The sequence below is a fragment of the Pseudomonas tremae genome, assembly GCF_001401155.1.
Classification (GTDB): Bacteria; Pseudomonadota; Gammaproteobacteria; order Pseudomonadales; family Pseudomonadaceae; genus Aquipseudomonas; species Aquipseudomonas tremae.
In genome coordinates this window covers 74377-87126 of sequence record NZ_LJRO01000352.1, presented here as the reverse complement: position 1 = coordinate 87126, position 12750 = coordinate 74377, and the positions used below count along the sequence as shown (strand labels likewise).

Here is a 12750-nt window from a genome sequence, read left to right as displayed (position 1 = left end):
TTCATGGGCAGCGTGCGATGCATAAGGTAAACTGCCACCTCTTTTACTTATAACGATTCGCCTGATGCCCACGACGTTCAAAGAGATCCCCCGCGAGCGCCCGGTTACTCCGTTGCTCGATCAAGCAGACACCCCGGACGGTTTGCGCCGACTGGGCGAAGCCGAGCTGGAAACCCTGGCCGATGAACTGCGCCTGGAGTTGCTGTACTCCGTCGGCCAGACCGGAGGGCATTTTGGTGCCGGTCTTGGGGTCATCGAGCTGACCATTGCGCTGCATTACGTCTTCGACACGCCGGACGACCGTCTGGTGTGGGACGTGGGCCATCAAGCGTATCCGCACAAAATTCTGACCGGCCGCCGCGCGCGCATGTCCACCCTGCGCCAGAAAGACGGAGTTGCAGCCTTCCCGCGTCGCAGCGAAAGCGAGTACGACACATTTGGTGTCGGCCACTCCAGCACCTCCATCAGTGCCGCGTTGGGCATGGCCATTGCCTCGCGTCTGCAAGGCAGTGAGCGCAAATCCATTGCAGTGATCGGCGATGGCGCACTGACCGCCGGCATGGCTTTCGAAGCGTTGAACCATGCGCCGGAAGTGGCAGCGAACATGCTGGTGATCCTCAACGACAACGACATGTCGATCTCGCGCAATGTCGGCGGGCTGTCGAATTATCTGGCCAAGATTCTCTCCAGCCGCACCTACACGAGCATGCGCGAAGGCAGCAAGAAAGTGCTTTCGCGTCTGCCGGGTGCCTGGGAAATAGCGCGCCGAACCGAAGAGTACGCCAAGGGCATGCTGGTTCCGGGCACGCTTTTCGAAGAGCTGGGCTGGAACTACATCGGCCCTATCGACGGCCATGACCTGCCGACCCTGATTGCCACGCTGCGTAATATGCGCGATCTCAAAGGCCCGCAATTTCTGCACGTTGTGACCAAGAAAGGCAAAGGCTTCGCACCGGCGGAAGTTGATCCGATCGGCTATCACGCGATCACCAAACTCGAACCGTTGAATGCGCCGGTCAGCATCCAGAAAAAAGTCAGTGCACCGAAGTACTCGGGTGTGTTCGGCCAGTGGATATGCGACATGGCCGAGGCCGACTCGCGCCTGGTAGGCATTACGCCAGCAATGAAGGAAGGTTCGGACCTGGTGGAGTTCAGCGAGCGTTTCCCCGAGCGTTATTTTGATGTCGCCATTGCCGAGCAGCACGCCGTGACGCTGGCGGCGGGCATGGCCTGCGAAGGCAGCAAGCCGGTGGTGGCGATCTACTCAACATTCCTGCAGCGTGGCTATGACCAATTGGTGCATGACGTCGCGGTGCAGAACCTCGACGTGCTGTTCGCCATCGACCGTGCCGGACTGGTCGGCGAAGACGGTCCGACGCACGCGGGCAGCTTCGATCTTTCTTACTTGCGCTGCATCCCCGGCATCGTGGTGATGACCCCGAGCGACGAGAACGAACTGCGCAAATTGCTCAGCACCGGCTATCTGCATACCGGACCTGCGGCAGTGCGCTACCCGCGCGGTACGGGGCCCAACGCGGAGATTGAGGCCAGCCTGAAGCCGGTCGAAATCGGCAAAGGCGTTGTGCGTCGACAAGGTCAGGGCGTCGCGATACTGGTGTTTGGTGTGCAACTGAGCGACGCAATGGTCGTTGCCGAGAAGCTCGACGCCACGGTCATCGACATGCGCTTCGTCAAACCGCTGGACGAGGCACTGGTACGCGAAACTGCAGCCAGTCACGAACTGCTGGTCACGCTGGAAGAAAACGCAGTGATGGGCGGTGCCGGTGCAGCGGTCAGCGAATTCCTAGCCCGCGTCAACATCCTCAAATCAGTGCTGCATTTGGGCCTGCCGGACGTTTATGTCGAGCATGCCAAGCCAGCGCAGATGCTGGCCGAGTGCGGGCTGAATGCTGAAGGGATAGAAGCGGCGATCAACGAGCGATTGGCGTTAATCGGCTGATGGAGAGCGGACACCCTCCGCTCCTTGGCTTATCAGGCTGTAGGAAGCCGATACAAATAAAGCAGCACCACGCTGGAAAACGCCAGCAGGCAGACCGGTAGCGGGTGCAGCCCGAACAGTACCGCGATGGCCGCGATCCAGGCGGGCAGGCCGGCTGCCAGGAAGGCTAGACGTCGAACCGCCGCAAGCCTGATCCAGGCTGCCGGTTCTTCCGGGGTGTCGATCGCAGCTTGAGTAGCAGCCAATGCGCGTTTGTATGAACCGAACGGTTTCAGGCTGACGAACATCGAGCCTATTCCAGCGATGAACAGCGGCACCGCCAGCACCGGAACAAGCGCTTCGCTTGAGCCGAAAAACAGACAAATCACCAGTAACGGCGCCAGGGTCAGGCCCAGTTGTCGCCACCAGGCCATCTCCAGCTTCTGACGCACCTCGCTGCGTGTCACGCGGGGCCTACCTCACTTTGATGCTCATTGCCCATCATGTGCCCGAGCTTGCCGGCCTTGGTCGCCAGATAGAGGCGGTTGTGCGGGTTTTGCCCGGTGTGCAGCGGCACGCGTTCGGCGACGTTGATGCCCATGTCGGTCAGCGCCTTGACCTTGCGAGGGTTATTGGTCATCAGGCGCAACGATTGCACGCCAAGGTGCTGGAGCATTGGCAGGCAAATGGCGTAATCCCGCTGATCGGCGGCAAAGCCCAAACGTTCGTTGGCTTCGACCGTATCGGCGCCGCCGTCCTGCAATTCATAAGCACGGATCTTGTTCATCAAACCAATACCGCGCCCTTCCTGGCGCAGATACAGCAAAACCCCGCGCCCCTCGCTGGCAATGGCACGCAGTGCAGCCTCCAGTTGAGAGCCGCAATCGCAACGCTGGCTGAACAGGGCATCACCTGTCAGGCATTCCGAGTGAACGCGGCCCAGAACCGGGGCTCCATCCGCCACGTCGCCCAGGCTCAGGACGACATGTTCGCGGCCGGTTGCCGACTCGATAAAGCCGTGCATGGCGAACTCTGCAAAAGGGGTGGGCAGTTTGGAAGCGGCGACAAATACGACGGGCACCGTGTGCTCCTGATCAGTATGAAGACTGGAAATTCGCAAGATTTGCATTGTAACAGCAGGTTCCTGCGGACGCTCAGGCTGAATTATCGGGGGTTTAGATCATAAAGTTCGATACATAGACTGGAGGCATCGCGTCACTGCGCGCCGCCAAAATGCTGGTAGCCAAGGTTATCGGGAGTGATATCGGCGCCGGCGCCGTCGAGCAGAACCACGCCCTGCCCGGCTTCCACCCGTCCGATCACATGCACCGGCAAGCCTTGTGCCTGTAAAGCGGCAAGCTGCTCGGACGGTAGAGTAAATGCCAGTATGTAATCATCGCCGCCACTCAGCGCAGCCTGTTGCGCGCCCGACAGACCAAGCAGCGCCAGCAGTGGCTGCGACAAGGGCAGCCTGTCACGCTCGATCACCAGACGCACACCAGAAGCGCGTGCGATATGCCCGCAGTCAGCGAGCAAGCCATCGGAGATATCCAGCGCCGACGTCGCACTGCCGCGCAAAGCCTGGCCCAGCGCCAATTGAGGCTGTGGCGACCAATAGCGAGCCAGCAACGGCTCGGCAATCGACGCCTGCGCGCTGCGCTGATTCAACACCAGTGGCAGTGCTCCTGCGCCGTCACCGAGCGTGCCGCCAACACACAACAGCTCGCCCTCGCGAGCGCCGCCGCGCGTCAGGGCGAGCCCGGCGGGCACACTGCCAAACACTGTCAGCGTCAGGCTCAAAGGACCGCGAGTGGTGTCTCCTCCGATCAGGCGTAGCGTACAGCCTTGCGCCATCAGGTTGAGGCCAAGAGCAAACGCCTGCAGCCATTCGCCATCGACGCGCGGCAAGGTCAAGGCAAGAGTGAAGGCAACAGGACGAGCGCCCATCGCGGCCAGATCGCTGGCAGACACCGCCAGCGCACGCTGGCCGAGCAGAAAGGGGTCACAGGTATCGGGAAAATGCACCCCGGCCACCAGGGTATCGGTCGAGATCGCCAACTGCTCGCCGGGCGGTAACGCCAGCAGCGCGCAGTCGTCGCCAATCCCCAAGGCAACCTCTTCACTTGCCTGCGCACAGGGCGCGGCAGCGAAGTAGTTGCGGATCAGCTCGAACTCTCCCATGAAGGTCAGGCGCGGATCAGCGCTTGTGGGCCTTCACTTCGACTTCACGCAGGCGCGGCGCCAGCTTGTCCAGCACGCCATTGACGAACTTGTGGCCGTCAGTGGAGCCGTAGACTTTCGCCAGCTCGATGCCTTCGTTGATCACCACGCGATAAGGCACATCGATACGCTTGAGCAGCTCGAAGGTGGACAGGCGCAATACCGCCAGTTCAACCGGATCAAGCTCTTCGATGGTCAGGTCGAGACAAGGCGAGAGCGCGGTGTCGATCTCGGTCTTGTTGGTCGCCACGCCATGCAACAGCTCATGGAAGTAGGTGCCATCGACGTTGCTGAAGTCGTTGTCAACGCGAAACTGTGCTTCGATCTCGTTCAGTGCATGGCCGGCCATGTGCCATTGATACAGCGCCTGGGTTGCCATCTGACGCGCTTCGCGACGCTTGGCACTCTTGCCCTTGGCGGCTTCCGGCGATTTGGCGTCGCGCGGATTGAACTGATCGGTGTCGTCGGAAATCACTTGGCCTCCAACTGCGAGAGCAGGCTGACCATTTCAATCGCGGACAGGGCAGCTTCAGCGCCTTTGTTACCGGCCTTGGTGCCGGAGCGTTCGATGGCCTGTTCGATGGAATCGACAGTCAATACGCCAAAGGCGACCGGAATGCCGAACTCCATGGAAACCTGAGACAGGCCTTTGACGCATTCGCCTGCAACGTATTCGAAATGCGGCGTACCACCACGGATCACCGCGCCCAGCGCGACGATGGCGGAGAACTCGCTGCGCTGAGCAACTTTCTGCACTACCAGCGGAATTTCGAAGGCACCCGGCGCGCGGATGATGGTGATGTCGCTTTCGCTGACGCCGTGGCGTACCAGCGCATCGACGGCACCGCTAACCAGGCTTTCCACGACGAAGCTGTTGAAACGGCCAACTACCAGGGCGTAGCGTCCTTGGGGGGCGATGAAAGTACCTTCGATGGTCTTCAAGGTCATTCGGTGAGTCTCGTATTAAAGAGCAAGCGCGCCTTGAGGCGGACTTTGAGGGATAGTAGGCCACGAATCGCAACTGTCAGGCCAAAACCTGCGAAAACCTTCTTTCGCACGCATCGGCCTGCCGGTATTTATTCGGAGGGCACGTATTCTACAACTTCCAGATCGAAACCGGATATCGCATTGAACTTCATTGGCGAACTCATCAGGCGCATTTTGCGCACGCCGAGGTCACGAAGGATCTGCGAACCTGCACCGACCGTGCTGTACGTGGTCGGCGTCTTGATCGGTTGTTGCCCGGCGGTTTCGCGAATATTGGCCAGCAATACATCGCCGTCCAGCGGATGACCGAGCAACAGGACCACACCGCTGCCTGCCTTGGAGACCGCGCTCATGGCGGCGCGCAGGCTCCAGCGGCCGGGTTGCCTGACCATCAACAGGTCGCGCAGCGGGTCCATGTTATGGACTCGCACAAGGGTCGGCTCTTCTGCGCAGATCTTGCCCAGAGTCAGTGCCAGATGCACATCACCCTCGACCGAATCGCGGTAAGTAACCAGGTTGAAACTGCCCAGTTCGCTGTCCATTGGCTGTTCGGCAATCCGCTGAACGGTACGCTCGTGAATCATCCGGTAGTGAATCAGGTCGGCGATGGTGCCAATCTTGATGTCGTGTTGCTGGGCAAATGCTTCAAGTTCGGCGCGACGCGACATGGTGCCGTCGTCGTTCATGACCTCACAGATCAAGCCTGTGGGCTCAAACCCGGCCATCCGTGCAAGGTCGCAGGCGGCTTCAGTGTGGCCGGCACGAGCAAGCGTGCCACCGGCCTGGGCCATCAACGGAAATATATGCCCCGGGCTGACGATGTCTTCAGCTCTGGCTTCCTTGGCTGCCGCTGCCTGTACGGTGCGCGCGCGGTCTGCGGCGGAAATGCCGGTCGTCACGCCTTCGGCGGCTTCGATGGACACGGTGAACTTGGTGCCGAAACCTGAACCGTTGCGCGGCGCCATCAGTGGCAGCTTGAGGGTTTCGCAGCGCTCGCGGGTCATCGGCATGCAGATCAGGCCACGGGCAAAGCGCGCCATGAAGTTGATGTCTTCAGGCCTAACGCACTCGGCGGCCATGATCAGGTCGCCTTCGTTCTCGCGGTCTTCGTCATCCATGAGGATGACCATTTTGCCCTGGCGAATGTCTTCGACCAGTTCTTCGATACTGTTGAGCGCCACGCGGCACCCCCTTGGTTCAGGATTTCAGGTAGCCGTTCTCGGCCAGAAAGCTTTCGGTGATCGTGCCATGACCCGGCTCGGCAGCCTTGTCGCCCAGCAGCAGACGCTCCAGATAGCGCGCCAGCAGGTCGACTTCCAGATTGACCTTACGACCAGGCTGGTAGTCGGCCATGATGGTTTCGCTCCAGGTATGAGGCACGATGGTCAGTTCGAACTCCGCGCCATTGACCGAATTGACAGTCAGGCTGGTGCCGTCGACCGTGATCGAACCTTTATGGGCGATGTATTTGGCCAGTTCACGCGGCGCACGCACCGTAAACTGAATGGCGCGGGCGTTGTCGGCACGGGCGACGATTTCGCCTACGCCGTCGACATGGCCGCTGACCAGATGGCCACCCAGGCGCGTGGTCGGTGTCAGGGCTTTTTCCAGATTGACCCGGCTGCCGCTTTTCAGATCGACAAACGCGGTAACGGTAAGCGTTTCGCGACTGACGTCAGCCCAGAAGCCATCGCCGGGCAGTTCCACTGCGGTCAGGCACACGCCGTTGACGGCAATACTGTCGCCGAGCTTGACGTCGCTCAGGTCGAGCTTGCCGGTTTCCACGTAAACGCGGACGTCGCCACCCTTCGGAGTCAGGGCGCGGATGCTGCCAATGGATTCGATGATGCCGGTAAACATGGGTCCTCCGGGGGAACAAAGGCTGCGCTAGGCGAAGCCGGGAATTATACGCCGGGTACGGAGACTGGGAGAGCAATGACTCGCCAGTCATTGCCGACGGCTCGCATTTCCACGATGTTCAGCTCCAGCGCTTCGCTCATCTGCGCCAGTGGCAGATCCAGCAGCGGCCGGGCCGATGAGCCGAGAAACTTCCCGGCAATGAATATCTGAAATTCGTCGACCAGCCCGAGACGCGCAAAAGCACCCGCCAGACGCGGGCCAGCCTCGACCAGCACCTCGTTGACGCCACGCGCGCCCAGCTCGCCCATCAACTTGCGCAGGTCCACATGGCCCGCGCTGTCGGCCAGCGCCAGCATTTCGTGGCCGTCTTCCTGATAGCGACCCCGCGCCGACGCAGCGGCGCAGGTCACAACCAGGGCATTACCTGCCTGAAAAAACGGCGCGTCCAGTGGCACGCGCAGCCTTCCGTCGATCAATACGCGCAAGGGAGGACGCGCAGCAGCCAATGCGGTCAACTCTGCGCTCAGCCCCAGTTCTTCAGGGCGAACGGTCAGCCTGGCGCTGTCCACCAGCACGGTGTCGGCGCCCGTCAGAACGACACTCGACTGCGCGCGCAGACGCTGCACCGCAGAACGGGCTTCGGGGCCGGTGATCCACTGGCTTTCGCCACTGGCCATCGCAGTGCGGCCATCCAGGCTCATTGCCAGCTTGACCCGGATATAGGGACGTCCGGTTCCCATGCGCTTGAGGAAGCCTTTGTTCAGTGCTCGCGCTTCGTTTTCCAGCACACCGCATTGAACACCGATGCCCGCGTTCATCAAACGTAGCAGTCCGCGACCGGAAACTTCGGGATTGGGGTCCTGCATGGCAGCAACGACGCGGGACAGCCCGGCCTCGACCAGCGCATCGGCACAGGGCGGCGTACGGCCCTGGTGGCTGCACGGTTCCAGCGTGACGTAGGCGGTGGCGCCTCTTGCCAGCTCGCCAGCCTGACGCAAGGCATGCACTTCGGCGTGAGGCTCGCCCGCGCGGGCGTGCCAGCCTTCACCGACGATCTGGCCATCGCGCACGATGACGCAACCGACTCGCGGGTTGGGGTGGGTGGAGTACAGGCCTTTGCGCGCCAGTTCCAGCGCATGGGCCATGTAATGAACGTCAAGGGCAGCCTGCTCAGTCAACAATGCACTCATTCCTTACCCGGCTCGCGGGCCAGACGGTCGATTTCTTCACGAAACTCGTTGAGGTCCTGAAAGCGGCGGTACACCGAAGCGAAACGAATATAGGCCACTTCATCGAGCTTTTGCAGCTCGGTCATGACCAGTTCGCCCACCACCAGGGATTTGACTTCACGCTCGCCGGTTGCGCGCAACTTGTGCTTGATATGGGCCAGCGCCGCTTCAAGACGCTCTACACTCACGGGGCGCTTTTCAAGAGCCCGCTGCATGCCGGCGCGCAGCTTTTCTTCATCGAAAGGCTGACGACTGCCGTCTTGCTTGATCAGGCGCGGCAAGACCAGCTCGGCGGTCTCGAACGTGGTGAAGCGCTCGCCACAAGCCAGACATTCACGTCGGCGGCGTACTTGCTCGCCTTCGGCGACGAGGCGGGAGTCGATGACTTTGGTGTCATTGGCACCGCAGAAGGGACAGTGCATGGTGGCTGGCAACGAAAGAATGAGGAGCGCCATGTTAGCGCATCCTGTCGGCAAGACAAGGCTGAGGGTTTGCGGTATATAGACGCGCATTAAAGCGATGTTAAATTGCCTTGGCTCGGTAATACTGCACCTCTGGCGTCGCACAGCCTTTCGATATTTGTTTTATGGAGCTTTTGATGACGCTACGCCCCCTGTTTTTGCTAGGCCTCGTTGGCCTGCTCGCCGCGTGCAGCAGCAACGATGCCCCGAAACCTGTTGCCGCTCCTCCCGTTGCGCCGGCGATCAAGTTGCCTGCCGGCCCAGGGCCGCTGCAACCTTATCAGCGCGAGATCAGCGGTCAGTTGCTGGGCGTGCCGGCCGGGGCCGAGGTCGAACTGGCAATGCTGGTGATCGACGATCGCGGTCGTCCGCAAAAGCTGCTGACCAACACCTTGCTTAAAGGCAACGGCAAGTCGCTGCCCTTCCAGTTGCGCTTCAACCCGGAGGCCTTTCCGGTAGGCGGACGAGTGGAGCTGCGCGGTCGAGCCAGCCAGTCAGGGCAGCTCATTCTGCACCTGCCGTCGATGCGCATCGATCAGCCCACCACTCAAATGCTCGGCCAACTGCAGTTCGTCAAGGCGCCATGATCGCCCCGCAACATCTGCAAGACGCGCTGGGAGAATTGCTCGGCGACGCCCGACTGGTGGTAACGGCACTGCCGGGCACGGCACTGAAACTGTGGCTGATCGACGATGCCAACATGGACCGAGCGTTCAGCCCGGATGAAACGCGCCGCATCCTGGAAGATCCGCCGTACTGGAGCTTTTGCTGGGCCAGCGGCTTGGCTTTGGCTCGTTTTCTGGCTGAAAACCCGCAATGGGTAACAGGCAAGCGAGTACTGGATTTCGGCGCAGGTTCAGGTGTGGCGGCCATTGCGGCGGCCAGAGCCGGGGCAATCGAGGTGGTGGCGTGTGATCTGGACCCACTGGCTATTGCCGCCTGTCGGGCCAATGCCGAGCTCAATCAGGTGCAGTTGAATTACTCCGCTGACTTCTTCGCCGAAGCTGATCGCTTTGACCTGATCCTGGTCGCCGACGTGCTGTACGACCGCGCCAACCTGCCGCTGCTTGATCAGTTTCTCTCTCGGGGCCGCCAGGCCCTGGTGGCAGACTCGCGCGTGCGCGACTTCAGGCACGCTGCCTACCAGCGCCTGGCGATGCTGCATGCACACACGTTGCCGGACCTGGCAGAACCCTACGAGTTTCGCGACGTGAGTGTGTATCACGCCGTGCGATGCACTCAGGACCAGACGCAGAGCGCCCGGAACGGCGTTACCACGCTGGATCAGCCTGCATTCGGCGCGCTATAGCCGACGCCGCTTTGCGCATTGCGCTGCGGGCTTTATAGTTGGCGGCATTCAGATTCTTCGAGACGCGCAATGAGCCAGGACACTGCTTACATCTTCGACGCCACCACGGCTACGTTCGATCAGATGGTGATCGACAAGTCATTCGATCAACCAGTGCTGGTCGATTTCTGGGCCGAGTGGTGTGCGCCCTGCAAGGTCTTGATGCCGCTGCTGCAGCAGATCACCGAGAGTTATCAGGGCGAACTGCTGCTAGCCAAGGTCAATTGTGATGCCGAGCCGGATGTCGTAGCGCGCTTCGGTATTCGCAGCCTGCCGACCGTGGTGCTGTTCAAGGACGGTCAGCCGGTGGATGGCTTTGCCGGTGCGCAGCCGGAGTCGGAGATTCGCAAAATTCTCGAACAACATGTGGTAATGCCGCCGCCACCGGCTGCCGACCCGCTCAAGCAGGCACAGGCCTTATTCGCCGAAAGCCGTTTTTCCGAGGCTGAAGCAGTACTGAAGCTGCTGCTGGGCGAGGACAACACCAACGCTGCCGCGCTGATTCTGTATGCACGCTGCCTGGCCGAACGTGGCGAGCTGAGCGAAGCCAAAGCAGTGCTGGACGCGGTCACGGGTGACGAACACAAGGCCGAACTGGCCGGTGCAAAGGCACAGCTGACGTTTCTGGCTGAAGCTGCGACCCTGCCGGATGCCGCCGAGCTGAAAAGCCGCTTGGCGCAAAACCCGCAGGATGACGAAGCTGCACACCAACTGGCTATTCAGCAGTTATCGCGCCAGCAGTACGAAGCTGCACTGGAAGGCCTGCTCAAGCTGTTCATTCGCAACCGCAGCTACGCCGAGGGCCTGCCGCACAAGACGCTGCTGCAAGTGTTCGACCTGCTGGGCAATGATCACCCGCTGGTCACTGCCTATCGTCGCAAGCTGTTCGCCGCGCTGTACTAAGCTCAACACACTGGCACCGCATGGGTGCCAGTGTGTGGACGGCGTCAGATCAAACAGCTTCGATCCAGCTGTAAAGCGGCGCATCTCCGCCGCTTTCTACCTTCACGTTTGCGTTATGCCTCAGACGCACCAGCAGATGCTTGCCGGCTGCCGTGCTGCCGGCCAGCCCTTCCAGTTGCCCCAGTAAATCCGGCCCACTCATCTGCCCGGCCTTCTGCAGCAGCTCCTGAGCGACCTGCCATAGCCTGTCGTCCTGGCCAAGCTGCTTGCTCTCAACCTCCGCGACCGATATATCAGGCGCGGCAGCCTTGAGCTGCGCGCCCAGCTGAGCCCAGTCACCTTCATCCAGTTCCAGGGTCAAATCCACCGGCCACTGGCCTACGGTTCCACGAATACGCAACATGATGTGTACCTGCTGACAGTCAGGCGCACATGCTCCCACAGGCAGACGCACATTCCCATTCTCAACCGTAATGCCACTGATTGGCTGCCGGCGCCTTGCCGTTCATGAAGTCGCCAAGCGACCGCACGTCGTAGACGTTTTCCCAGTGCTCGACGATCCGTCCATCACGAAACCGCCACAGGCCGCAAAACGGCATGATGATTTTCCGCCCCTCGCAGCGAGCGCGTATCTCTCCCACCACCGAACCGAAATGTGCGTTGGCAACGATCTCGTGAACATCCATGTACAGCGTCTGATGCGTACGCTTGAGCAGGTTCAGCTCGTGGGACAGCACCGCGTCTCTACCGATGGCAATGGAAAGACCGCCACCCGCGCCCTGATCAGCCTTGTGCAGCACGATGTCAGCGTCGGCGAATTCGGTAATGCGTGTCAGATCCTTGTACACCGCGCGCAGGATTTCTCTGTTCGGATGGAGCTTGTTCATGGGTATCTTCCTTGATGTCGCACTCGACCGACGTCGAACACATGGCTCGGCTGGCGCTGAAAACCTTCCTGACGCATCCGGCGCAGGTGTAGAGACTTTCATCTTTCAGAGTAGGACTTGATGACGCAAAGTGTGAGACTACTTCTGCATAAGCACTGGGCAAGGTATTCCAGTCAGCACCAACAACTCAGCCCCCAAAGAGGCTCGTCAGGCCACGCCCAGGATAAAAACACGTCCACCACATCGACACTTGTTATAAGATCACATAACAGTTTTTTGAATATTGTTCCGGAGTTCGCTATGCGCCCCCTGCTACTCGCTTTGCCTTTCGCCCTGCTGCCACTCGTTGCCGCTCATGCGGCAGAAGAACACGATCATGACCACGACCATGGTGAGGAACATGGCAGCCTTGGCGCCCATGAGCACGGCGTAGGGCGTCTGGACGTGGTGCTGGAAGGCAAGACGCTGGAGTTCGAGTTTGACAGCCCGGCCATGAATATCGTGGGCTTCGAGCACGTGGCAACCTCTGCCGAAGACAAGGCCAAAGTGGCCAAGGCACGTGAGTTGCTGCTCAAGCCCAACGCACTGTTCAGCATTGCCGATGCAGCCAACTGCTCGGCCACCTCGGTGAAGCTGGAAAGCCCGCTGTTTGGCGACAAGGATGATGACCACGAGGAACACGCCGCAGCAGGCGACGCAGATCATCATGAGCACAGTGAAATTCATGGTCACTACAAGTTCGTCTGCGACGCACCGTCCGTTTTGAAGAAGCTCGACCTGTCGCAAATCTTCAAAACCTTCCCCGACACCAAGAAGCTTCAGGTACAACTGATCTCGCCAGGCGGCCAGTCGGGCGCGGAAGTGATAGCGGCCAACCCTACGCTGAAATTCTGATCGCATTTTGCGGCACAACGAC

General features: G+C 60.5%; 16 protein-coding genes. 5 read left to right on the top strand and 11 right to left on the bottom strand.

From position 1 onward, the window contains the following. Positions 1-64 precede the first annotated feature (64 nt). On the top strand, positions 65-1960 hold the full coding sequence (gene dxs, locus ALO43_RS19355) for a 1-deoxy-D-xylulose-5-phosphate synthase (protein WP_005887218.1): 1896 nt from the start codon (positions 65-67) through the stop codon (positions 1958-1960). A gap of 32 nt (positions 1961-1992) precedes the next feature. Here dxs and ALO43_RS19350 read toward each other — a convergent pair whose 3' ends face one another. The 9 genes from ALO43_RS19350 to nrdR all read right to left on the bottom strand — a co-directional run bounded on the left by ALO43_RS19350 (position 1993) and on the right by nrdR (position 8657). Then, entirely contained in the window at positions 1993-2406 is a 414-nt protein-coding gene (locus ALO43_RS19350) for a hypothetical protein (protein WP_005887216.1), read from the bottom strand. Beyond that, a complete protein-coding gene (ribA, locus tag ALO43_RS19345; protein ID WP_005887214.1) occupies positions 2403-3020 on the bottom strand; it encodes a GTP cyclohydrolase II in 618 nt (205 codons plus the stop codon). The genes ALO43_RS19350 and ribA overlap by 4 nt, the downstream gene beginning before the upstream one ends. Positions 3021-3154: 134 nt before the next feature. Next, complete coding sequence (gene thiL / locus ALO43_RS19340) at positions 3155-4120, bottom strand: thiamine-phosphate kinase (protein ID WP_054997925.1); 966 nt, start codon at positions 4118-4120, stop codon at positions 3155-3157. Between the two features lie 16 nt (positions 4121-4136). Then, entirely contained in the window at positions 4137-4634 is a 498-nt protein-coding gene (gene nusB, locus ALO43_RS19335; RefSeq protein ID WP_005887210.1) for a transcription antitermination factor NusB, read from the bottom strand. Further along, positions 4631-5107, bottom strand: a complete 477-nt coding sequence (ribH, locus tag ALO43_RS19330) for a 6,7-dimethyl-8-ribityllumazine synthase (protein WP_024646173.1) — start codon at positions 5105-5107, stop codon at positions 4631-4633. The genes nusB and ribH overlap by 4 nt, the downstream gene beginning before the upstream one ends. Positions 5108-5235: 128 nt before the next feature. Next, positions 5236-6327, bottom strand: coding sequence for a bifunctional 3,4-dihydroxy-2-butanone-4-phosphate synthase/GTP cyclohydrolase II (gene ribBA / locus ALO43_RS19325; protein ID WP_005887205.1), 1092 nt, complete (start codon positions 6325-6327; stop codon positions 5236-5238). Positions 6328-6343: 16 nt separating this feature from the next. Further along, entirely contained in the window at positions 6344-7006 is a 663-nt protein-coding gene (locus ALO43_RS19320) for a riboflavin synthase (protein ID WP_005887203.1), read from the bottom strand. A gap of 44 nt (positions 7007-7050) precedes the next feature. Beyond that, a complete protein-coding gene (gene ribD, locus ALO43_RS19315; protein ID WP_081000166.1) occupies positions 7051-8196 on the bottom strand; it encodes a bifunctional diaminohydroxyphosphoribosylaminopyrimidine deaminase/5-amino-6-(5-phosphoribosylamino)uracil reductase RibD in 1146 nt (381 codons plus the stop codon). Further along, complete coding sequence (gene nrdR / locus ALO43_RS19310) at positions 8193-8657, bottom strand: transcriptional regulator NrdR (RefSeq protein WP_005887199.1); 465 nt, start codon at positions 8655-8657, stop codon at positions 8193-8195. The genes ribD and nrdR overlap by 4 nt, the downstream gene beginning before the upstream one ends. Before the next feature lie 176 nt (positions 8658-8833). On the opposite strand from nrdR, the gene ALO43_RS19305 reads away from it, so the two are divergent. The 3 genes from ALO43_RS19305 to trxA all read left to right on the top strand — a co-directional run bounded on the left by ALO43_RS19305 (position 8834) and on the right by trxA (position 10947). Then, the gene (locus ALO43_RS19305; RefSeq protein ID WP_005887198.1) at positions 8834-9283 is read left to right on the top strand and encodes a hypothetical protein; all 450 of its coding nucleotides are present in this window, start codon (positions 8834-8836) and stop codon (positions 9281-9283) included. Further along, positions 9280-10005 carry a class I SAM-dependent methyltransferase gene (locus tag ALO43_RS19300; RefSeq protein ID WP_054997924.1) on the top strand — a complete coding sequence of 242 codons (726 nt, stop codon included), beginning with the start codon at positions 9280-9282 and terminating at the stop codon, positions 10003-10005. The genes ALO43_RS19305 and ALO43_RS19300 overlap by 4 nt, the downstream gene beginning before the upstream one ends. 69 nt (positions 10006-10074) lie before the next feature. Then, positions 10075-10947: a thioredoxin gene (gene trxA / locus ALO43_RS19295; RefSeq protein WP_024668997.1), complete on the top strand. Its 873-nt coding sequence runs from the start codon at positions 10075-10077 to the stop codon at positions 10945-10947. Between the two features lie 49 nt (positions 10948-10996). Here the strand turns inward: trxA and ALO43_RS19290 are convergent, their stop codons facing one another. Together ALO43_RS19290 and ALO43_RS19285 are read right to left on the bottom strand one after the other, a co-directional pair. Beyond that, a complete protein-coding gene (locus tag ALO43_RS19290; RefSeq protein WP_053480403.1) occupies positions 10997-11350 on the bottom strand; it encodes a hypothetical protein in 354 nt (117 codons plus the stop codon). 61 nt (positions 11351-11411) lie between these two features. Continuing rightward, positions 11412-11834, bottom strand: a complete 423-nt coding sequence (locus tag ALO43_RS19285; protein WP_005887188.1) for a nuclear transport factor 2 family protein — start codon at positions 11832-11834, stop codon at positions 11412-11414. Between the two features lie 300 nt (positions 11835-12134). Between ALO43_RS19285 and ALO43_RS19280 the strand changes: the two genes are divergently transcribed. Next, positions 12135-12728, top strand: coding sequence for a DUF2796 domain-containing protein (locus ALO43_RS19280; RefSeq protein ID WP_053480402.1), 594 nt, complete (start codon positions 12135-12137; stop codon positions 12726-12728). Positions 12729-12750 lie beyond the last annotated feature (22 nt).